Origin of the sequence: Parabacteroides sp. Marseille-P3160 (genome assembly GCF_900162725.1) — a bacterium.
GTDB lineage: Bacteria > Bacteroidota > Bacteroidia > Bacteroidales > Tannerellaceae > Marseille-P3160.
The window spans coordinates 12,917-36,224 of the sequence record NZ_LT799418.1 but is presented as its reverse complement, the minus strand read 5'-3'; the positions used below and the strand labels follow the sequence as shown (position 1 = coordinate 36,224).

The 23,308-nt window shown below is 43.8% G+C and carries 16 protein-coding genes; 5 read left to right on the top strand and 11 right to left on the bottom strand.

Translation table 11 applies throughout. From position 1 onward, the window contains the following. Nucleotides 1–666 precede the first annotated feature (666 nt). From BQ8014_RS00170 to BQ8014_RS00150, 5 genes are all read left to right on the top strand, one after another. Nucleotides 667–2,874, top strand: a complete 2,208-nt coding sequence (locus BQ8014_RS00170; protein ID WP_080902578.1) for a patatin-like phospholipase family protein — start codon at nt 667–669, stop codon at nt 2,872–2,874. A 30-nt stretch (nt 2,875–2,904) separates the two neighbouring features. After that, a complete protein-coding gene (locus BQ8014_RS00165) occupies nt 2,905–3,576 on the top strand; it encodes a DUF2461 domain-containing protein (RefSeq protein ID WP_080902577.1) in 672 nt (223 codons plus the stop codon). A 2-nt stretch (nt 3,577–3,578) separates the two neighbouring features. Further along, the gene (locus BQ8014_RS00160) at nt 3,579–4,289 is read left to right on the top strand and encodes a class I SAM-dependent methyltransferase (RefSeq protein WP_080902576.1); all 711 of its coding nucleotides are present in this window, start codon (nt 3,579–3,581) and stop codon (nt 4,287–4,289) included. Between the two features lie 111 nt (nt 4,290–4,400). Continuing rightward, nucleotides 4,401–5,597, top strand: a complete 1,197-nt coding sequence (locus BQ8014_RS00155; RefSeq protein WP_080902575.1) for a site-specific integrase — start codon at nt 4,401–4,403, stop codon at nt 5,595–5,597. 322 nt (nt 5,598–5,919) lie between these two features. After that, the gene (locus BQ8014_RS00150) at nt 5,920–6,660 is read left to right on the top strand and encodes a nitroreductase family protein (RefSeq protein WP_080905725.1); all 741 of its coding nucleotides are present in this window, start codon (nt 5,920–5,922) and stop codon (nt 6,658–6,660) included. A 75-nt stretch (nt 6,661–6,735) separates the two neighbouring features. Here the strand turns inward: BQ8014_RS00150 and BQ8014_RS00145 are convergent, their stop codons facing one another. The 11 genes from BQ8014_RS00145 to BQ8014_RS00095 form a co-directional block, all read right to left on the bottom strand. Further along, entirely contained in the window at nt 6,736–7,956 is a 1,221-nt protein-coding gene (locus BQ8014_RS00145) for a dicarboxylate/amino acid:cation symporter (RefSeq protein ID WP_080902574.1), read from the bottom strand. A gap of 106 nt (nt 7,957–8,062) precedes the next feature. Next, complete coding sequence (locus BQ8014_RS00140) at nt 8,063–9,256, bottom strand: threonine synthase (protein ID WP_080902573.1); 1,194 nt, start codon at nt 9,254–9,256, stop codon at nt 8,063–8,065. Nucleotides 9,257–9,357: 101 nt separating this feature from the next. Continuing rightward, nucleotides 9,358–12,150: a M14 family metallopeptidase gene (locus BQ8014_RS00135; RefSeq protein WP_080902572.1), complete on the bottom strand. Its 2,793-nt coding sequence runs from the start codon at nt 12,148–12,150 to the stop codon at nt 9,358–9,360. A 12-nt stretch (nt 12,151–12,162) separates the two neighbouring features. After that, the gene (locus tag BQ8014_RS00130) at nt 12,163–13,638 is read right to left on the bottom strand and encodes an amidohydrolase (RefSeq protein WP_080902571.1); all 1,476 of its coding nucleotides are present in this window, start codon (nt 13,636–13,638) and stop codon (nt 12,163–12,165) included. Between the two features lie 18 nt (nt 13,639–13,656). Continuing rightward, on the bottom strand, nt 13,657–14,478 hold the full coding sequence (locus BQ8014_RS00125; protein WP_080902570.1) for a cyanophycinase: 822 nt from the start codon (nt 14,476–14,478) through the stop codon (nt 13,657–13,659). A gap of 24 nt (nt 14,479–14,502) precedes the next feature. After that, complete coding sequence (locus BQ8014_RS00120) at nt 14,503–15,912, bottom strand: RagB/SusD family nutrient uptake outer membrane protein (protein WP_080902569.1); 1,410 nt, start codon at nt 15,910–15,912, stop codon at nt 14,503–14,505. A 32-nt stretch (nt 15,913–15,944) separates the two neighbouring features. Beyond that, nucleotides 15,945–19,076, bottom strand: a complete 3,132-nt coding sequence (locus BQ8014_RS00115) for a SusC/RagA family TonB-linked outer membrane protein (RefSeq protein WP_080902568.1) — start codon at nt 19,074–19,076, stop codon at nt 15,945–15,947. A gap of 378 nt (nt 19,077–19,454) precedes the next feature. Further along, entirely contained in the window at nt 19,455–20,327 is an 873-nt protein-coding gene (locus BQ8014_RS00110) for a nucleoside phosphorylase (protein ID WP_080902567.1), read from the bottom strand. A gap of 4 nt (nt 20,328–20,331) precedes the next feature. Next, complete coding sequence (gene floA / locus BQ8014_RS00105; RefSeq protein ID WP_080902566.1) at nt 20,332–21,327, bottom strand: flotillin-like protein FloA; 996 nt, start codon at nt 21,325–21,327, stop codon at nt 20,332–20,334. An 11-nt stretch (nt 21,328–21,338) separates the two neighbouring features. Continuing rightward, nucleotides 21,339–21,833 carry an NfeD family protein gene (locus BQ8014_RS00100; protein ID WP_080902565.1) on the bottom strand — a complete coding sequence of 165 codons (495 nt, stop codon included), beginning with the start codon at nt 21,831–21,833 and terminating at the stop codon, nt 21,339–21,341. 23 nt (nt 21,834–21,856) lie between these two features. Beyond that, nucleotides 21,857–23,293: a tetratricopeptide repeat protein gene (locus BQ8014_RS00095; RefSeq protein WP_080902564.1), complete on the bottom strand. Its 1,437-nt coding sequence runs from the start codon at nt 23,291–23,293 to the stop codon at nt 21,857–21,859. Between the last annotated feature and the right edge of the window lie 15 nt (nt 23,294–23,308).

Genomic DNA, 23,308 nt, shown 5'->3' with positions numbered 1-23,308 from the left:
ACGTTTCCGAACTCCCGACGTTGGCTCCCGATTCGACTACAGGGATCCTGACGGCCGATTCGCTGAAAGTATTGCTCGCCCGCCTCCCGTTCGAAGAGAAAAGGAGCTCACAGCCATTCGGACCCGAAAATTATCTGGCGGACCAGTATAAGCATTGGAAAGAAAAGCCAGAGGATCTACGGATCCTCTACCTCTTGGTTTCATCTTCTTACCGCGCTACGGACCAGGCATATATCGTGAGGGAGGAAGATCGCGGGCTGATCTTATATCTGAACTATCTTTATGCATCCGAATGGCTGAAGCAGAAAAGCAACCGGCCCGAACCCTTGTCGAAAGAGGTGTCGCAATTGCTACGCTCTTTCCATGAATACATGCTGGACAACCAGCTCTCCGAGTTGCCGATGTTTACCCCCGATAAGAAACGGCTCAGCCTGAAAGAGGAGGATTTGGGGCGGCTCTTGGAAATGACCAACGATGAACGATGAGCGCGATGATGGCCCGCAGGGTGATCACCCGGTCGCCTGCTGTAACCGACCGGCCATTTTCATAAGCGACTTGTTTCATGCGCCTGTAATTTAGCATGATATCTCCTTTAGCCAAAATTTATTTAACAATGAGGGGAGAAAATCGGTTCTCCTATGTATCTTTGGTATAAAATGCTATCGGATGAGGAGGTATTTTATTTTAGTAATATTGGCTTTGATTACGTTATGCTGCGTGACCGGCCAGCGGAAGAAAGTAGGGCTTGTTCTGGGAGGTGGCGGAGCTAAGGGCGTCGCCCACATCGGAGTACTGAAAGTACTTGAAGAGGCCGGCATCCCCATTGACTATATCGCCGGAACCAGTATGGGAGCCATCGTGGGGGGGCTGTATGCTATCGGATATGATGCAGAGGCCATCGACAGTCTGGTAAGGGTGCAGGACTGGAGTGCGTTGCTCAGCGATAAAATCCAACGGAACAATCTTTCCTATAACGCCAGGGAACGTTCGGAACGCTATTTCCTGACTCTCCCTTTCGGATTGACAAAAGAAGAACGGCGAATCCGGGGAGTGATTGAGGGACAAAGCCTCCAAAACCTTTTCTCCGACCTGACTGTCGGTTATCATGACACAACCGACTTTAACCGTTTCAGAATCCCTTTTGCCTGCATAGCCGTGGATGTCGTTTCCGGGAAAGACTTTGTATTCCATCAAGGTAATCTGCCGCTGGCGATGTGCGCCAGCATGGCGATACCCGCCGTATTCACCCCCGTCCATCTGGATGGCATGGTCTTGATTGACGGAGGTCTCAACAATAATTTCCCGGTAGATGTGGCGCTCTCCATGGGAGCGGATATTATCATTGGAGTGGACTTGGGAACCAGCGATCTGAAGGACCTGAAGGCCATAAACACGCCGAGTGATGTCCTCGGTCAAATCGTTGCCCTGCATGGAAACGAGAAATACGAAGAGAATATCGCAAAGACTACTTTGCACCTCCGCCCGAATCTGACGCCTTACAGTTCTGCCAGCTTCAATGCTCCTGCTTTGCAAACCATGATCCAGCGGGGAGAATGGGAAGCACGAAGCCACTGGAGCCGGTTGATGGCGATAAAAAAGGATATTTTTGGGACAGATTCTCTCCCGTCTTCCTCCGGATGCTACCGGCCCGAATATCCCCCGGCGAGGCGGGACTCGCTGTCTATCCGTCGAATCCGCTTCGAGGGTATCGATTGGAGGGATGAAAAATGGTTGTTGAAAATCAGCCGGCTGAAAGAAAATAGCCGCATCTCCATCACAAACCTGCAGGAAAGTATTTCCATCCTGGCCGGTACGGACTTGTACGCCAAGGTGACTTACCGCCTCTTAAACCAGGAGCCGTACGACCTGGTGGTAACCATGCAGAAAAAAACCAGTAGTTCACTTAATGCCGGGCTCCGGTTCGATTCGGATGAACAGGTGGCCGTACTGCTTAACGCGACCCTCGATCTCAGGTCAAGATACCAAACCCGCCTGGCCTTTACCGGTCGCGTAGGAAAAAGAACATCCTCCGTTGCGCTTGACTATGCCGCATATAGCACCCTTTCGCGAAACATCAATATCTCTTACCAGCTGGATTACAAAGACTTGGATATTTTCAACCATGGTGATAAAATGCTGATTACAAGCTATTTGAATCATTTGCTTGAAATAGGTTACTCGGACATGAACTGGCTGGGCTTTATGCTGAATGTCGGCGTACGCTACGAGTATTACGACTATACATCTTTTCTGTACCAGAATGCGGAACAGAACTACCAGGTAGACCCTGATGGGTATCTCAATTATTTTCTCAAGGCGCGCTTCGAAACGTTGGACCGGCAATATTTCCCGACTACAGGAATCTCCCTCGAAGGCGATTATATGCTATATACCGATAATCTTTTCCAATATAAAGGGCAGGCTCCTTTCTCTTCCGCCAGGATTGGAGTGACTTCCGTCCTTCCACTCGGCAGGCAGATCAGCCTCCTTCCTTCCCTGTATAGCCGGGTCTTAATCGGACGGAATCCGGCCTATCCGTATTTCAATGCCATCGGGGGGGAAGTTACGGGCCGCTATCTGTCGCAACAATTGCCTTTCGCCGGAATCCAGAATCTGGAAATCATCGGAAACGCCGTCGTCATCGGCGGGCTTCATCTTCGCCAACGAATCGGAACGGCTCATTATCTATCTCTCAAGGGAAGTTTCGGGATGTATCATGACGGTATAATGGATCTTTTAAAAGGGGAATACCTTTGGGGAGCCAGCTTCGGTTATACGTACAACAGTTTGATCGGCCCGCTGGGAGCAAACATTGGTTACTCTAACCATACAAAGAAACCGCAATTATTCTTAAATTTGGGATTCTATTTTTAGGGAAACAACAAAGAGTAAAAACAAGGTACAATGAATGAGCAGATTATTTCATTTTTAAAGGATTTACAAGAGAATAACAACCGTGACTGGTTTCAGAAAAACAAAGAAAGATTCGACACATTGCGCCATTTCTTCCTGGAGGAAGTCCAGTTGTTAATCAACCGGATTGCATCCTTCGACCCGAAAGTTGCCGGTGTGGAAGCCAAAGATTGCATTTTCCGGATTTATCGTGACATTCGCTTTTCTCCCAATAAGCTGCCCTATAAGAATCATTTTGCCGCTTATATCTCAGCGGGCGGGAAGAACAGCGAGTACGCCGGGTATTATCTCCATATGGAACCTGGAAACAGCCTGCTTTCCGGCGGGATCTGGTGCCCTCCTTCCCCTTTGCTGAAAAAGCTCCGGCGGGATATATACGATAATATGGATGAATTTCTGGAAATTATCGAAAAGCAGGAATTCAAGGCGGTTTATCCGGAATTGGACGGAGAGCAACTGAAACGGATGCCGGTCGGTTTCCCTGCAGACTATCCCTACGATTATATTTTGAAACATAAGGATTTTTGTGTCTATACTTCCAAGCCGGACTCTTTCTTTGCACAACCGGACTGGATGGAGCAGGCAGTTGAGGATTTCAAGAAACTATTCCCGTTCAACCGTTTTCTGAATTATTCGGTAGATGAATTCAACGGACGCGTATAGAAATGGGATGGAAAAAAGACGACTATCGAAAGATATACCACGGTAAAGGACATGGAGTCCATTCTCCCTTTGCATTCCAATTAATCACGAAAGTCATCAAGGAGCATTGCCCTTACTATTGCTATTCGGAAATAAAGAAGATAAGAAAAGAAATCGCGACGGTTATACCGTCCGGCGTCTTCAGGAAAGAGGCCATGCGCTCGCGGGATGGGGAATTGCTTTTCCGCCTGGCGAACTATTTCAAGCCGGAAAAGATGCTGTTGCTCGGCTCTTCCTTCGGTTTGGCGGCGTTATATCTCACTGCCTATGCTTCTGGGTTGCATTGCATTGCGTTGGAAACCGATCGCTCCTATCTATCTTCCTTCTTGCCGGTTATCCAAAAAAAGGCGCATAATACGGTCCGTTTTTACGTCGGGGATTATAGAAGGCTTTTGCCCACGGCAGTGGATGAGTTAGGACAGCTCGATTTCATATTCATCGATTCTTATAATGAAGGGGAAACGATCGATTGGATTCTGGAAACCTGTCTTCCCGCCCTGCACGAAAAGTCCGTATTGGCCATAGGCGGCATTCACCAATCCGCCGCATTCCGGGAGTCTTGGAAAACATTGCGCGTTCATCCGGGTATTTCGGTTACCATCGAATCCGGCTTTTTCGGCATCGCCTTTTTCGACCTTAAGCTAAAAAAGCAAAACTATATCTCTCCTTTTTGAGGTACCTTCTTATCGACTCGAACTCATTTGTTTAATCGTCTGTAAGGAAAAGCAAACGTGTCTTGCTTTCTCTTTATAGAACAAATATCAACCTTATAATTATTACACACTATGACATCTGTTAAAATTAAATTCAGGCCTTCCCATGTTTCACACAAGGAGGGAGTTCTCTACATTCAGCTAATCCATGAGAGAAAAGTGAAGCAAATTACTACTCATTTTCGACTCTTGCCGACGGAATGGGACCGGAAAAAAGAGACGATTATCGTCGATTTAAACCGGACCGAACGTTGCCCTTATTTGATCGAGATAAAAAAAGGATTGGAAAAGGAAATGACGTTCCTGAACAATCTCATCGACCTGCTCGAAAGGCGGGGAAGTTATACCGTCGACGAATTATTTTCCTTCTACAGAAGCCGCGTGCTAAACGGCTTCTTTTTTGTTTTTATGGACTACCGCATCAAACAACTGATCCAAAAAGGGCAGGAAAAAACCGCTTCCATCTATAAGACGGCTATGAAAAGCTTCCGTACATTCCTGGAAGGCGAAGACATCCGCATCGAGAAGATCGAATCGAAGCGAATGGAGCAATACGAGAGCTGGCTGAAAAAGAAAGGAGTCGTTCCGAACAGCAGCTCTTGCTATATGCGCGTCCTACGGGCAGTTTATAACCGAGCGGTGCAGGAAGGACTGGCAACCCAAAATTATCCTTTCCGGAATGTCTATACAGGAATCGGAAGGACGGCCAAACGGGCGGTGGACAAATCGGTCATGATACATCTGAAAGACCTCGATCTTTCCACCCATAAGCGGCTGGCTTTTTCACGGGATCTCTTCCTGTTCAGTTTTTATACGAGGGGCATGTCTTTTGTCGATATGGCGCATCTGAAGAAGTCAAATATAAAAAACGGAATGCTCTATTATACAAGAAGCAAGACAAAGCAAAATCTGGTTATCAAAGTGGAAGAAAGCATTCAGGAAATCATCGACCGGTACAGCCGCCTGACTCGAAACAGCGATTGGCTCTTGCCCATCCTCTATACGGAAAAAGATAATTACAGCAGCGCCCTGCGCAAATATAACAAGCGTTTAAAAGATATCTCCCGGTTGCTGCAACTGGATACTCCGCTTACGTCGTATGTCTCCCGCCACTCCTGGGCAAGCCTTGCGAAAAGGACTGGCATCCCGATCCAGGTCATCAGCGAAGGGATGGGGCATGAAAATGAGAAAACAACCCGCATCTACCTGGCCTCGCTGGATCAGAACTTGATCGACCAGGCCAATAGCCAGGTGATTTCCCTGATCTAATCCTCTCTGCATATTGAAACCCAGTGGGTGCTAACCGGTTTTTCCTTTGGCGCTATTCAATTCATCTTTTGACAGCTGTTGAGTTTATATTTAACAGCTGTCAAAAGATTCAAAGAGCCTACTTTAGTAGAGATTCTCAAACGGGAATAATAACATTCGGTAGGGCAAACGGAGAAAACGATGAATGTCTTTCGCCGGCAATTTGTCTATCGATTTATATTCCCGTACTCTGGCATGACTGGCCCATATTTGAAATTTGTTCAACGACGAACAAGGAAAATCAGTTGGCGAATGTTATATTTGCGATAAAAAAGGAGGAAAGATGCTGGAGAAAATGAAAAACAGGCGGACAATCCGTAAGTATACGAAGCAGGAAGTGCCCGAAAGTCTCTTAAGAGAACTTCTGGAAATTGCTGCACGGGCATCCAATACGGGCAATATGCAATTATATAGCGTGGTCGTCACCCGGGATTCGGAAAAGAAGAAGGAATTGGCGCCGGCTCATTTCAACCAACCGATGATCACAAATGCTCCCGTCGTCCTGACCTTCTGTGCCGATGCAAACCGTTTCGTCAAATGGTGCGGGCAGAGGAATGCAACCGCCGGATTCGACAATTTCCAAACGTTCATTGCGGCGGCCATTGACTCCATGCTTTTTGCGCAAAGCTTTTGCACGGCTGCTGAAGAGAAAGGGTTAGGCATCTGCTATTTGGGTACTACCACCTACAACGCCCAACCGATTATCGACGCGCTTTCGCTACCCCGATTGGTTGTGCCCATCACCACCGTAACCATCGGCTATCCGGCCGACCTGCCGGAGCAACCCGAACGGCTTCCGCTGGATGCCATTCTTCATAATGAAACCTACACCGATTATACCCCGGAAGCCATCGAGCGCCTCTATCAGGCCAAAGAAGCCTTGGAGGCAAACCGCCAGTATATCCGGGAGAATAAAAAGGAAACGCTCGCGCAAGTCTTTACCGACATCCGTTACACAAAGCAAAGCAACGAACAGTTCTCTGAAATCTTCTTGGGAGTCCTGAAAGCACAGGGATTCCTCTGATTTAACAAAACCCACGTTCCCTATTATTTAATAATCGTCCATTAATTTATAATAGGATATGTGCATTCTTATTTTTTATGTTGTTGCTTTTATGTCAATCGGAAGAGTTTCTTTTTCTGATTTAGCGATCATGACGGCGACACAGGTATCGCTGTAGACATTCACAGCACTTCTCATCATATCTAATATTCTATCTATCCCCACGATTAAGCCAATTCCTTCAAGTGGGAGTCCGACTGCATTTAACACAACGGTCATCATAACTAACGCGGCCATAGGGATTCCTGCTGCACCGGTAGTACACATCATTACTGTTAAAGCAACAAGAATTTGATGTGAAAAAGAAAGCTCTATGCCATATGCCTGGGCAATAAATAATGTTGCTACACATTCCAACAATGCTGCACCATCCATATTAATCGCAGACCCAAAAGGTATGCTGAAATTGGTTAATTCTTTTGACACGCCGTCTTTCTGTTCTACTGCATAAAGAGAAGCAGGTAAAGCTGCACTTGATGAAGCTGTAGAGAACGCAGTAAGTATAGGGGTCAACATATTTTGAAAATGTTTTATGGGGTTTACTCTAAACCCGATCCGCAATATAAGAGGCAACCATACAAACATATGGATCGTAAGGCCAATCGCCACAGTCAAAACATACAACATCATATTATGAATCAAAGATACTACATCGGAAGTTCCGCTAAATTGTTTTACTATAATAGAAAATATACCAATTGGAGAAAAACGGATTATGACATGGGTAATTTTCAACATTAACTCCAGTCCCCCTTGAAATATATCATTAAATAATTGCTGATATTTATTTTCCAATTTAGGGACATTAAGTGCTATAAGAAAAGCAATAAGAATGATAGGTAATGTGTAATTCTGCGTAAATGCATCAAACATGTTTTTAGGTATTATACCTACAATCATTTCAATAAAAGACGGCTCCTGCAACTGAGGCTGAGATTTAAGTGCGTTATCAATTATGATTCCTTCTCCCGGTTTAATAATGTTCACTAAAATCAGGCCTGTCGTTATGGCTAACAGCATTGTAAGAATATAAAAACTTATCGCACGGACACCTATTTTTTTTAAATTAAACCGTGAACTTTGTATCCCGATTATACTGGTGACTACGGAGCAAAAGATAAGAGGGATAACTATCATACTCAACGCATTAAGGAATAAATCACCAATCCAGGAAATATACTGAGACAATCCCGGGAGAAAAATTCCTGTAAAGGCTCCTAAAATCAGACTAATAAGAATAAGCCAATGCAATTTCATCTTTGTTTTATAAAACAATTAATACTTCTGAATAGGTAACATATTCATATCTAATAAAAAATCTTGTCGTTTTACATTTTCTTACAGATTTATGAATGATATAAATTTATGGTGCAGTTATATTATCAAAATATTTATATCCGCTTCCGGTATTCAATAATAGTACGGTTTCTCCTTCTTTGATCCAACCCGTTTGGTTCAATACTTTGTAAGCATGCCAAAGGGCAGCTCCTTCAGGTGAAACTAATAGTCCTTCACCTGCAGTTAATTCATGTAAAGCTATTAATATATCCGGATCAGAAACACTTACTGAATTTCCATTACTCTCTCTTAATACTTGTAAAATGACACTATCAGCATAAGGTTTAGGTACCCTTAACCCATTAGCAACTGTAAAGCCATTGTCTATGTAGGTTGCATGTTCTTTTTTTTCATGGAAAGCTGTATAAATGCCATTGCAACTATCACTTTGTACAGCAACCATTCTGGGACGTTTTCTCCCAATCCAGCCTAATTCTTCCAATTCATTAAAAGCTTTCCAAATGCCGATGATTCCCGTTCCACCACCAGTAGGATAGAAAATGATATCGGGGACATTCCACTCCAACTGTTCCGCGATTTCATAGCCCATTGTTTTTTTCCCTTCAAGACGGTAAGGCTCTTTAAGAGTGGAAACATCAAACCATCCATTTTCATTGGCCAACTGATTTGCTATTTTGCCGCAATCACTGATATTACCATCTACTTCCGTCACTTGTGCACCTAACAATTTGGCTTCTATTTTAAAAGCAGCAGGCGTGAGTTTAGGCATAAAGATATATGCCTTCGATTTTGATCGTGCGGCATAAGCTGCTAATGCACCACCTGCATTACCAGCGGTAGGAATGACAAAGGTGTTAACTCCCAGCTCTTTTGCTTTAGAAACCGCTACACTTAATCCTCTCGCCTTAAATGATCCGGTCGGATTATTAGATTCATCTTTAAGTAAAACTTTTTTCCCTTTTAAATGTACTCCTAAATTATGGAGTTGTAGTATAGGAGTAAAACCTTCACCTAAAGTAACGATATTTTCTTCATTAAATACTGGCAGAAATTCTTTGTATCGCCAGAGTGATGCCTTTCGATTTTTTAGTTCCTCTGGTTTTAATTGATTTTTCTTGAGATCATATTGGGAGGATAGGATGCCTTTACAATTTTCATCTTCACAGACAGTATGTGTTGTCAGTGGATCATAGATCTTTCCGCATTTTAAACAAACCAGATGTGTAAATAGACTTTTTGTTTTCTTTTTTTCTGACATTATCGATTTTTTTTAAGAAACAGTTTTTAATTTTATTGCTTATTCCCTTACGGCCTTTTTGACACACTCTCATATACCGTTTGGTTGTTATTAAATATCGTTTACGGTAATTTTACGGCTGTAGCTCCTGCATAATAGATACCGTTGAAAAGGAACTTGAAAGTACCGTGCGGCTGTGCACGAAATGTAATCTCAGGGCCGAAAAGGAAGACCTTGCCTTTACCCACAGACGCTTCGACAATCGCGGCGCCGCCGTTGAGGTAATGCTGGCCCCATGCCCATCCGCTACGCAGGGGTTCCGTACCGGAAAACCAAGCGACGGCATTCACTCCTTTCAGCTTTGCGTCGGGCAGCAGGCGGAATACGGGATTATTCCGATACATGATATCGAGATCTTCCGAAACGCCGTAAGCAATGGGCGTGGTGTTATCCACTTTCACTCGTACAACCGATCCGGGTATGTAGAACTTATCTGTAGAAAATTTCTTTTCGGAACCGTCAGGTTTGATTTCCGCAAGAGCATCTGCAATAGGCAAACCAAGATACTTGCCAAAACCGGTAGAATTCCCTATCGTCAGCACTACACCGCCTTCTTCGACAAATTTGCGCAACTGAGGTGCGGTTTTATCCAGGGTAATGCTTCCGACACGGTTTTTGAATTCGTCGGGAACATTCTCCGGTACGGCAGATCTGCGATCTCCTCGTCCTTCAGTGTTATTTTGCGGGAATGCTCCTTCGGGCAAAATCAGCACATCGTATTTGTCGCGTAATTTTCCGGCATCCAGAACGGGTGGATAGACCACTTCAAAAGGAAACGGGAATTGCTGTTCGAGCAACCAGCGAATCCAACCGGAATCCATAGAACCACCGTACCTATCCCACAACGCTACCCGGACGGTGTGAAGTTTTAAAGCTTCGCCACGAGGTTTGGACGAAATAGCATCAAAGCTCAGTCCGACTTCACTTGCTAACTTCTGCAACAGAGCAGGTGTCGATGATTTGGCCGGGATATAGATTGTGCCAACCGGATAATTTTTGCCATCGGCAGTAAACGGCGAAGTGAGCCAATAAACGTCCTCACCGGTTGCAAGCAATCGGGTAGTACCGACAAAAGCATCGTTGACCTGATGGCTGAGCAGATAGCCTGCCGGTTTTGAGTTCCCCGTGATTTTTCCGGCAGGAGCTATAATCAAGTCCGTTATTTTTTCAAATGGCCCGTCGAAACCGTCTAAAATGCGGTCGAACTTCACATCCATCTGGAATGCCAGGGTATAACCGGCGAGGTCGTAAGGAGGTTTGGGAGGGCCGCCGGGGTACTGTAAATCGCTCGGATGGTCCTGTGGTTCGAACATATCGCGCAAATGCGGACGGAATGCCTGCGCAGCTTTTACCACATACGAATTTGCCGGATAGGTTTTTCCTGCGACCTGAAAATCTTTCGTAGCACGATGTACATCCACGCCGGCTTTCAGGAGTGCGTTGACAAATTTGGTGGCTGTCAGGAAATCCGCCTGGTCGGAAGGAATAATATAGCCGCGCGGGTCGCGGGTTTCGGGCGTATGCAGTTTATCCCAAAATTCAACAGGAATACCCTGACCTCGTCCACGGGCATCTACAGGCGGTTGATGATTCGGGTTTTTCTTCTTCTGTTCTTCCTGATACTTCGCATAGTCGGCTTCCAACTCCGTTATCCGTTTGGGTGTCAAAGTCCAGTAATCCTGACTTCCCCGTTCGATGGAATTTTTGCCCATGCGATAAATGCGATACAGGAAATCTTCCCGCATTTTTGCTGCAATATCAAGAATTGCGCGGTCGGCAGAAATAATATATTCAATGCTCTGACGCTGATGCCATGTCTGCTTCGGTCCGATAGGCAAAGGCTGGTCGCCATTAGGGAGTAGTTTTGATGAAATGAGCGGAATATTTATGGGAGTGGGGTTGCCGATGATTTCGGACAACAATCCTATTTGGTTATGAAATCCCACCGTTGTCCGGTCTCCGCCGTTGAACCAAGTGGAATACGGAGCCGCATTGCGCATAACTGCTCCCGCTTTTCCTTCAGCCAAAAACCGGTTGTGGACGGCAGAGCCGACGAGATCGATGCCGATAGGTACCAACGGGTCGTGGTTATAATTGAACGGGTCGCGGAATGGAGACATAAACAGCACCGCTCCGGCGGGACCGGTTTGATGTTGATTGTACATGATTTGCGGAATCCACTCGATATACATCTGCCTGTTGATGATTTCCGTTTCCAACAGATTGGCGATATAGGAATCCCTATTATTGTCGTGTCCGACATATTTCTGATAAAGCCGAGGAATTGCCATATTACGTTTTTTCGGGTCACTCTCACGCATGTACCAGTCCGATACGAGATCCATACCGTCGGGATTTGCCGGAACCAAAAGTAGAATAACATTGTCCAAGATACGCTGTGTTTCTTCATCGTTGCGACTTAGAAGGTCATATGCTTCAATGAAAAGCGCCTGGGAATTGATAGCTTCCGTAGCGTGCAGCCCGCCGTCAATCCAGACTACGGTCTTTCCTTCGGAAGCGAGCGAGCGCGCCTCGTCGTCCGTCAGGCCTTCGGCTTTGGCAAGCTTGACGGAAATCTCCTGGTAGCGTTTCAAGTTTTTATGATTCTCCGGCGAGGTGATGATTGCCATCTTCATCGACCGCCCTTCGGGTGTAGTACCGATTTCGACGAGTTTGAGGCGGTCGGATTCTTTTTCCAGTTTGCTCCAATACTCAAGGAGCTGGGTGTAATTGGCAAGAAAATAATCGTCTCCGACCGTATATTGGCCAAATTTTGGTTCCGATATAGGATCGGCGGCAACAATGTTTACACTGAATAAGAGTGAAAGCAAAATAAAAAAAAGGTTCTTTTTCATTTTTATTTGTCTTTATTTTATTACTCGATAATCTAATTCAGGGCCTTTGTCCGGAACTATAGGTGTATATTTAAAGTCCTTTCCTCGTGACTTATTGAAATCAGTTTTTATAGGCTCCAATAAAGTAGGATCCGAAAACAAATCAATAGCCGTCAGGGCAAAGACTTTAGAGGCATTAAGTAATCCTTTTGTTCCAATAGATGTTCCGCCTGCCGCAACATTTTGCCAAGAGTGTCCAGGAGAACCAGGAACAAATGTTGCTGCAACAAAAGATCCTACGGGAACATTCCAACTAACGTCTGCGACATCAGTAGATCCTGGAGAAAGTCGACCAAAAGAATCTTCGTCATATTTTTTCACCGTTTTAACTTTATCAAGATCTTCCTGACTGGTATTGGTTGTTTCTGCTATTTTCTTTGCATAAGCCGACTCTCTTTCGTCCCATTCAATGCCACCGACCCGTTCAAGGTTCTTTTGTATTAATTTTGTGAAAGGTTTATTTAACAGAAGCGGATAAATAGCACCTCCCAAGCGATTTTTCGTTACAGTTGTGCCTGTACCAAGCGCAGCACCATCAGCAGCGTTATCTACCCGTTTAAGGATATCAAATAACTCTTCTGTATTTTTAGCCCTTACATAATATGACACTTCTGCTTCTGCAGGAACTACATTTGGAGAAAGCCCTCCTCCATTCGTTATTACGTAATGGATACGAGCGTCAGACGGTATATGTTCACGCAATGCATTCACCATCTGATTCATGGCTTCCACGCCATCCAAGGCCGAACGACCTTTCTCCGGATTACCGGCTGCATGAGCCGCTTTCCCGGAGAAATGATAAATTATGCTGATACGGGCTAGAGATGTTTCTGTTCTTACAGCATTCCGGCTTGCCGGATGCCAGTCCAAAACAGCGTCGACTCCGTTAAAAAGTCCCCCTTGAGCAAAAAAAACTTTTCCGCCGCCGCCCTCTTCAGCGGGAGTACCGAATACTTTTAAAGTCCCTTTTATTTGAGCTTTTTCAAGCCATTTCTTGATTGCAATAGCTCCGGCAACGGCACCTGTACCAAGCAACTGATGTCCGCATCCATGTCCGTTTCCTCCTGGTATAAGTGCTTTCTGATACGGAACGGTATCTTGTGAAAGTCCGTTAAGAGCATCAAATTCAGCTAAAATACCAATTACGGGAGAGCCACTACCATAAGTGGCGACAAATGCGGTTGGTATCCCTACCACTCCTTTTTCTACCTTAAAACCATTATCAGCAAGATGTGCTTGAAGTAATGCGCTGCTCTTTACCTCAAGGAAGCCTAACTCGGGGGTCGACCAAATTGTTTTTTGGATTTTATCGTAAGTATCAAATGAATTATTAAGATACCCAATTGCAATCTCTTCCCCCTTGATCTTCTTTTGCTTTTGAGCTTTCAAACTCATTGGCAAAACGAATAATCCGAGTATCCCAATCAATACGAATTTATTACCTATCATATTCTATTTTTAATATTGTTACTTTTTTATTTTTCTCTCTTTTAGATCGTAATGTTGTTTTTTATGCAAAAAGAAGAATGGGGATGAGTGATCATAGATAGCAACCACAGATTTACCTATCACTTCTAAATCATCTTTTTGAACAACAACGGCTGTAGACTCATCTAAACCAAGTCCTATAAATTGAGGTGCTTGCTTTATAAAATCGACTAAATCAAATTGCCTGTTACGGACTATTAAATGTTGGTCTATCGCAGAGTTTTTTAAAAAACCTAATCCTTGCGTATGATCCCCGATAAGAATATTGGGGCCCGATGTATCGCCACGCCACAGAAACGAGCCTTGAATGCTTGCTCCTGCAGAAGATCCTGCAATAACACCACCGCGGCTTAATAAATTGAAAAATTCTTGATGAGCTAACGTATTAAGGTAGGCGTCAGCAATACGCCATTGGCGACCTCCACTAAAATAAATGCCTGTTGCTTGCCTTAAAACTTCAAGCTCTTTCGAATCATTCGCATCGGAGATCGTTTTTAAATGAAAACGTGTTACTTTATCGGCTCCTAACCTACGAGAAAGAGTATCAATTGCTGCCGAATGAAAGTCTTCCCCTTCTCCTGAAGCATTAGTCACTACGACAAAGCGTGCTTTATCTGCTCCTCCTCCTAGTTTGATAATTTCATCCCATATTTCCGAGACAACAGTTCCTCCCCCGATAATTACCAAAGAACCGTTATCCGGCCCATGCACTGCCTTTGAAGGCAGAATTTTTATAGGATTTTGGGCATATGTATAAATTCCAAATCCGTATGCAATAAAAAAAATAATTAGTTGTTTCATCAAAAAACGATCTATAGATATTTGTTAATATACCCCGTCGCCGTTTTGTTCCAGGTCAGGGTCATTCTTCAATTCACTCGTTGGTATGGGAACTACCCAGTAACGAGGATCTTTATAGACCGGATTTTCTGCTCCGAATACTTCACCTGCCCTTTTAGTACGGATAATATCCGGATAGCGATGCCCTTCAAAAGCAAACTCATACCGATTTTCATTTTCTAACGCGAGTAATAATTCGTCTTTGCTTAATGGGATGTCCAAACTAAGTAAAGGCACACCAGCTCTTGCTTTAATTGCATTAATATCATTTATCGCCCCTTGGATATTGGAAGATGCTTTCTTTAAACGAGCTTCTGCACGTATCAAATATTGTTCCGCCAAACGAAAAAGAAAGATTGAAGAAGAACGATCTGATTTATTATATATACGTATTAACCATGCTGCGAGAGAAGTGTCATATTTCAAATAAAGAGATCGTTTACCTCCAATATTCGGATTATTTATTAAATCAGCTAAAACAGGATTGGCACTGTAATCACCAAGCCCCCCTTCTGCGGCAGGAGCAAAATTGGAACGGATTGGATTCGCTTCGGCAGTACTACAAGCAATCTCGAAAATACCTTCTTTTGAAAATTGTGTTATAAACCAACTATCCTCTTCAGCAAGGTTCGTTAATTGTAAATCTGGATTATTAATCAATTTAGAAGCATATGTTTCAGCGTCTTCCCACCTCTCCAAATAAAGATAAAGACGAGCTTTGAAAGCATAAACGGCCCAGATAGAAACTCTTCCTTTATTAGCACTCCATCCTGTCCCTTCCAATTTTTTTTCCGCTTCATCCAGATCATTTTCTACTTGTTTTAATACATCGGATTTGGGGCTTTTTTTTATGCCAATTTGATTTGTTGCTGTTGAGGGAGATAATACAATTGGAATATTACCATAAGTCCGTGCCAAGTCAAAGTAAGCTAAAGCCCGAAGTGTATAGGCCTCTCCAAGAATTTTGTCTTTACTTCCTGCCGTAAACAGATTTCCATCCAGATTATTAGTCGCAGTAATAACATGATTGGCACGATTGATTGTGGTATAATAACTACCATATCCTCCACCATTCGTCCGATCGGCTCCTCCTGTGACACCCCCATCTGCTTTTAAAGTTGGTACGACTACTGTCCGTAAACTATTTAGGATGACATTGTCGGCAGCCGTTTCATATGTTAGAATGGCCGTACCCGAATTACTACGAGTGGAGGAATAAATTCCAAAGAGGGCTTTCTCTGCAGAAGATTGGCTAATAATAATATCACCATCTTGAATTGCAGTTTCTGGAGGAAAATCCAACAATTGGTCCTCACAAGACACAAATACGAATATGGAAACAAGAAACAAAGCATATATCGCTTTTGATTTCAGACATTTTATATAGTTTGCCATTGTTGAGATTATTTTTGATATTTTTTATTCAATTAGAATGTGACATCTAGGCCTAATAATATAGTTTTTGGTTGTGGAGGAGTTCCAAAATCAAGCCCTTGTACAATACCGCTACCGGCATTAACTTCCGGATCCGGCCCTGTATAATCGCTTATTAGCAATAAGTTTGTTGCTGTTATATGAAAACTGGCTTTTTGAATATTAAGACGGGAAATCAACGTGCGTGGAAAAGCATATGACAGCGTTACATTCTGTAAACGAATAAATGAACCATCTTCCAAATTACGGGTGGAACGTTGCTCATAATTTGTAGAGCCGTCAGGATTTTTTATTGATTTAGGTCTAGGTAATACATCCGTAATGAGACCCTTATCATTTACTCTATAGGTATCTTTATTCTCTTCTTTCCAGTAATTGATCGAGCTTTTTTGTATACTGCGACTTAACGTACGAGTACCGCCTGATTCTAAGAAAGATCTTGTATAATTGAACACCTGATACTTGTATTTATAATAAAAGCTGAAATCAAGTGCAAAACTTTTATATGTAATTGTATTCTTAAATACACCTTCAACGCGTGGCCAAGCATTCCCAAAAATCTTTTTGTCGGCTTCCGTAATTTTCCCATCAGGTTTTCCATCCGGCCCCGTCCAATCATCATAGACCGCATCACCCGTTTCAGGATCGACACCTTTATAATCATACAAATAAAAAGAATGTAAAGGATAACCTTCTCTCGCAATAGAACCATAGCTTGCATTCAGTTGCTCAATGGGAAGTTTTACTATTTTGTTTTTATTTCGCGATGCCGTAAAAATTGTTCTCCAAGAGAAATCCCTATTGCTGATATTCAATGAAGTCAAAGAAAATTCGAACCCTTTATTACTTATTTCCCCTGAGTTCTTAGTGACCGAATTAAAGCCTGTCTTCCCAGGAAGAGCTTCACTCAAAAGTAAATCATACGTAAACTTATCATAAAAGTTCAATTCAACCTCCAAACGATTTTTTAACAGGGACGTATTTATTCCAATATTCCATTGTCTGGTAGATTCCCACTTTAAATCAGGATTCCCTAATTGAGAAGGAGCTAACCCCGATTGTCCATCATATGTACTTCCTCCACTCCATAGACCGAGGTGTGCATTACCGCCTGATATATTCCCTACGATACCATAACTACTTTTCAAACGCAAATCATTTATAATATCTGTTTTAGGGAAGAAAGCCTCATTAATAGGGTTCCAGCTTACTCCAATCGAGGGGAAATAACCGGCACGATTATTTGCTCCTAATTGGGAAGAAGCGTCACGACGTACTGTTGCTTCAATGCTGTAACGGTTATCATACGAATAATTAGCGCCGCCAAAGTAAGAAACTAATCCTGAACCAGAACCACTGGCCGAACCAGTCTGAGTGGCAGTAGACGCCACCCGTTTGAATGCATCACTCGCAAATCCTCTACCTAAAACGCTTACATCTTCATTGGTTTTCTTCACATAGGCATAGCCGGCATAGGCAGATACACTGTGTTTTCCAAAAGATTGCAAATAATTTAATGTTTGTTCCGTTGTGAAAAGATTGGAAATACCTATTTCATCTTCTGCCGCACCATCAGGATATCCTTGACTTAGTAAAGGGCTATAATAATATGTATCATGCCCGCTATTTCTATCATTACTCCATGAAGACTTAAAAGAAAGATAATCCGTTATTTCATATTTTGCATAAAAATTATTTGTCACACGAAATCCTTTAGAGCCGCCATCCCAATTTTTCAGGATAGCGATATGATTATTAAAGGCTCCCGCTGAATTATAACTTCCATCTTCTTTATAAACTGGTAGGAAAGTAGGAGTATGCAAAGACGCTTGAAAAAAACCGGAAGGACCATCACCCACTTTTACATTACTACGATGATTGACAGATATAGCGTTACTTGTTCCAATCTTTAACTTTTTGGTAATGGAATGATCTACGTTGATACGTAAACCATAACGTTTAAAATCTTCCAATTTTAAAGTAGCCTCCTGAAAGGTATAATCACCTCCGATATAAAAATTTGTTTTTGCATCACCGCCAGATACTGACAAATTATAGGTATGTTGAAAAGCTGTGCGGAATACATCCGGAACGCGATAATAAGTACCTTGTTCTTCAGGAAGACCGATTCCTCCCTCACTCACAGGCTTAAAAGGCCTCTGATCCCATTTCCCATCATTCTTATATGCCTCGTTTACAATTTCAGCATGTTCGGGACCCGTAGTTAATTCCCATAACTTGCCAGATTTAGATAATCCAATCTCTGCCTTAAAGTTCACACGCGTCTGCGAATTACGAACCCCACGTTTGGTTGTAATAAGAATTACTCCATTGGCTCCCCGAGCTCCATATGCTGCTGTCGCACTTGCATCTTTTAGTACGGTGATTGTCTCAATATCTTCCGGATTAAACTCAGCCAATGGATCGGCGCTTTGAGATTGATCTATCTGTTGGGAACTACCCGTGGTAGCTACACCATCTATGATATAAAGAGGGCCTCCTCCTCCAAGTGATGTTGCACCACGTAAACGAATAAAAGAGCTTGCACCCGGAGCTCCCGTATTTCGAGCTATCAATAATCCTGGAACAGCTCCTTGTAATTTTTCTGTAATACTGGCAGAAGGTACATTGTCAATTTGATCTATCTTAATTGTAGATACAGCCGAAGTAACTGTATTTTTCAAAGATTGAGCATAACCGATAACAACTACTTCTTTCAGCTTATTAGCATCCTCTTTCAACGCAATTTGAATCGCCTTAGTCTCAAACACGAGAGTTTCCTCCGGCCTATAGCCCAGATACGATGTTTTAATCGTAACCGGCAATGCCTGGTTCACTCTAAGGGTAAATTTCCCATTGGCATCTGTTGCGGTTCCAATCGTACTACCTTCAACAATTACTGTGGCCCCAATAACTGGTTGCTTTGAATAAGAATCATAAACATACCCTTCTAAAATAGGGCTTTGAACATTTTGGGCAAATGTTTGGATGGTAAAAAAGAAAGAGAGGAAAGTTACTATCATACCCAATCCCCATAACCTGTTTGTTTTTATTTTGAACAGGTTGTTGATAAAGAAATAGAAAAATTGCTTGGAACTCTTTAGGAAAAAATATAAATTTGCCATATCTAAATGAAAATTTAGTGTCGAGTATCTCTTGAAGCCAATTGCAGTCGGATGAAAGAGATACTCATTTTTATTATAAGTAAATATTTTACTATTTTATGCACTTATAAGAACACAACATTGCATTGTACCGCTTAGAAGTGTGATTTTTGGTTTTTTTCTGATTAATTTTGAATACTAGTTGACATATGCATTATTTAAGTGCAAAGTAAGACTTCTTAACAACACTAAAAAATACCATAAACAGGGTATTTTTATGATCTTTTTTGTTAAAATAGCCATTTTAATCATTTACGAATATGTCTTCAGTAAATTAGGAAGATCTGAAACTGAAAGGGATAGAAGCTCCGGTAAAATCTCTTTATTGCTAAATTTTGATCATATACGATCCAAGACAAGCTCTATCAGGCGGGGAAGACTGTCTTTATAGTCTGTGTTCATCCGCTGGTCGACACGGCCGGCGATGATGCAGCATACCGTCATTGCTCGGTGTCCCATTAAGGCGGCGAGACCGGACAGGGCGGAACTCTCCATCTCATAGTTGGTAATGGAACACCCGTTAAAATCAAAGGCTTCAATTTTCCGGTTCAGCTCCGGATCCGCCAGCGGAAGGCGCAATTCACGCCCTTGGGGACCATAAAAACCATTGGCGGCAATGGTCACGCCCCGGAAAATATCTTTCTGCGTGATCTGTTCGATAAGAGAAGCGTCCGCCGATACGACATAAGGATGCAGTTCCTTCACTTTCCAATCCAATCGGGCAAGTAATTCTTTTTCAAAAGCAGTGTCGCGCACTTTCTCGTTTCCCGCATAGAAATAGATGACTCCGTCGAACCCGATGGATTTCTCGGCGGCAACATAACTGCCGATCGGGACAAAAGGTTGCAACCCTCCCGAAGTGCCGATACGCACTAAGGATAATCGGGTAAATGCAGGTTTGATTTCCCTCGTCTGGAAATCTACATTCGCCAGAACATCTAATTCATTCAGGACAATGTCGATATTATCGTTTCCGATCCCATGGGAAACGACGGAAATCCGTTTGCCTTTGTATCGGCCGGTGACGGTATGAAACTCCCGGCTGGAAACATCGCATTCCACGTCCTCCAGGTAGCGGGCAATCATCGTGACCCGGTCCGGATCTCCGACCAAGATCACTCGCTCCGCCAACTGCTCCGGGCGGAGATGGAGATGGAAAACACTACCGTCGGAATTGATTATCAACTCCGACGGAGGGATAATTCGTCCCATGGAATTAGTCCTTGATGGGTTTGGACGGACCGCTTCCCGGTTTGGCGATTGAATCGCGCATGGAGGTATCCGCCTCGATATTCTTCATTCGGTAATAGTCCATGATGCCTAAATTACCACTTCGGAATGCTTCGGCCATGGCTTTGGGGACTTCGGCTTCCGCTTCGATCACTTTGGCGCGGGCCTCCTGAGCCTTGGATTTCATCTCCTGCTCGGAAGCGACTGCCATGGCCCGGCGTTCCTCGGCCTTTGCCTGGGCGATATTTTTATCAGCCTGCGCCTGATCCATCTGAAGAACGGCGCCGATATTCTTACCGATATCGATATCGGCAATATCGATAGACAGTATCTCAAAAGCGGTACCTGCATCCAAGCCTTTACTCAGAACCAGTTTCGAGATGGAGTCCGGATTTTCCAATACGCTTTTATGGCTACCCGACGAACCGATGGAAGACACGATCCCTTCTCCGACACGAGCCAGAATCGTCTCTTCGCCGGCTCCACCGACGAGCTGTTTGATATTGGCGCGGACCGTTACACGCGCTTTGGCGATCAACTGGATGCCATCTTTTGCCACGGCCGTTACGGGAGGTGTGTCGATGACCTTCGGATTAACCGACATCTGTACGGCCTCAAAAACATCCCGGCCGGCCAGGTCGATCGCGGTCGCCATCTGGAAAGATAGATCGATATTCGCTTTTGAAGCCGAAACCAATGCATGTACGACACGTTCTACATGGCCGCCGGCCAAGTAGTGCGCTTCCAATTCGTCACGGGTCAACGTTTTCAATCCGGCCTTATGCGCTTCAATCATCGCACGGGCAATGATTCCGGGCGGGACCTTACGGATCCGCATGAGAAATAACTGTACCAACGATATGTTTACGCCGGATACTTTGGCTGAAATCCAAAGGAGAAAGGGTACATAATAGAAGAATATGCACAATAAAATAAAGGCGGCGCCTAATAGTAGAATAGGCAAAATGCTTAATTCCGTCATCTTTCTTGTTTTTAATTATGGTTTGTATTATTAATGTCTTCCTTCACTTTTACAACTACGTTATAACCGTCGATACGGACAATAACGACAGGGGTATCCACATCAATGAATTCGCCCGTCGATTTCGCTTCGACGGTCAGGTTTCCGAAACGGGCCTTCCCGATAGGTGCCAACCGTGAAATGGCAATACCTTCTTCCCCGACTTCCAGGCCCATATTCCGAACGGAAGCCAGCGTCGAATCGACATTTGTTTTCAGCGCTACCCGGCTGAACGATTTGGAGCGAAGCAACCAAAAGAACAATCCGGTAAAGATAAGAACCGCTAAAGCCAGTGTTACATGGCCGGCCATCGTCCCTATCGTATAAGCGAATATGATTCCTCCCAAGCCAAACAAAATCCCTCCGATGCCGGCAATCGTAATACCGGGCAAAAGAAAGATTTCCAACAAAAGGAGAAAAATTGCCAGAACAATTAAAAAGATAATAATGATAATATTTAATAGCATAGGCTGGAAAATTATAGAGTAGATTATTTTTTTCTCAGATATATAATTTCTGCATTCCGCGCTTTCTTTTCCAATTCCCTGGGTTGCGGATACAAACCGGCCAGTTGTTCTTCCGCCTGAAGAATGGTTGTTTTCAGTTGTTCACGAACAGCGGGGCTTCCTTTCGTATACTTTGCCCGCAATTCGGAAACTTTCTTCTCCAATCCGGCAATCTGCTTGTTCAATGCCAGCGCCTTTTCATAGAACCCTTTTGCTTCCGGGCTGTTGATTTCATTAAGCGTGTAATAAACAAGCGAATTGTTGATTATAAATTCAAAGTCCTTCTGCCTCTCCTTTTTGCCGTAAGGCAAGGCGGCATGAGCCAGCTCGACTTGTTTGCTGTAATCCGCTCCGGGCTTCCAGGACGCCGCAATGGAAGTCAGCATCGCCCTGTTTTTCTTCCATTCGTAATCCTCGCTTTCAATCCGCTTGCGCGAAGGATCTGGTATGAATAAATAGGCGCAGGCCTGCCCTTCCGGCTGGTTCCGGTCGGTCACAAACCATCCCAGCCCCTTTGTCTCGTCAATGACGATCATATAATCGTTCGCCACGGAATTGAAAGGCATCCCCAATTGTTCCGGCGCCAGGAATGAATCGTTGCTCGTATTATAGCGAGTCACAAACAGATCATATCCCCCGATAGAGCCGCTCCCTTTCGAAGCATAATAAACCGTTACCCCGTCTGAAAGGACATAAGGATAATTATCATCTTCCTTGCTGGATGGATCCACCTTCAATTTACGTTCGTCTCCCCAATTATCCATCAGCCTCGACTGGGAATAGAGCGAATAAACACCCTTCTCATCGGGGCGCCCGAAATAGATCTTGTCGGCTTTCTGATTAATGTAGACCGTCGATTCCACTGTTTTCCCTCCCTCGAAGAAATTCCGGTAGGGGAGTAACGTCCCGCTTTCTTCGCTCAATTGGTAAGCCGTAAGGAAATCCTCCTTATTTACCAGGACGCTGTCGATGATCTGTACGTCCTCCGTCTTGTCTACCATCCGTAAAAGATTCTGGGCCTGTTTCAACCGGGCTTCATATTCTTCCGTACTTTCTTTCTTCTTAGTTAAGAGATCGATATATTGCTCCCATAGATCCGTAGCATCCCCAAAATCGTACTCGCGCATATGAATCTCGGCCAGATAGCGGTAGGCTTCCTGAACTTTCTTCTTCATCGCCACGGTCAGATGCTTCTTGGCTTCTTCAAAATCGCCTGTCTCATAGCAGCAGACGCCGTACCAATGATTGTAGGAGGAGTTATTCGGAGATTGCTTTACCAATTTCTCAAAGGCCGGCTTGGCCTCTTCATATTTCCCTTCATTGTACAATTTCTTTGCCTGGTCCAAGCTTTGCGCTGAAATGTTCAAACAAAGAGAGAGCAGTAACAAAACGGCATATATCTTTCCAACTTTTTTTCTCATTTGCTTTTCAATAAA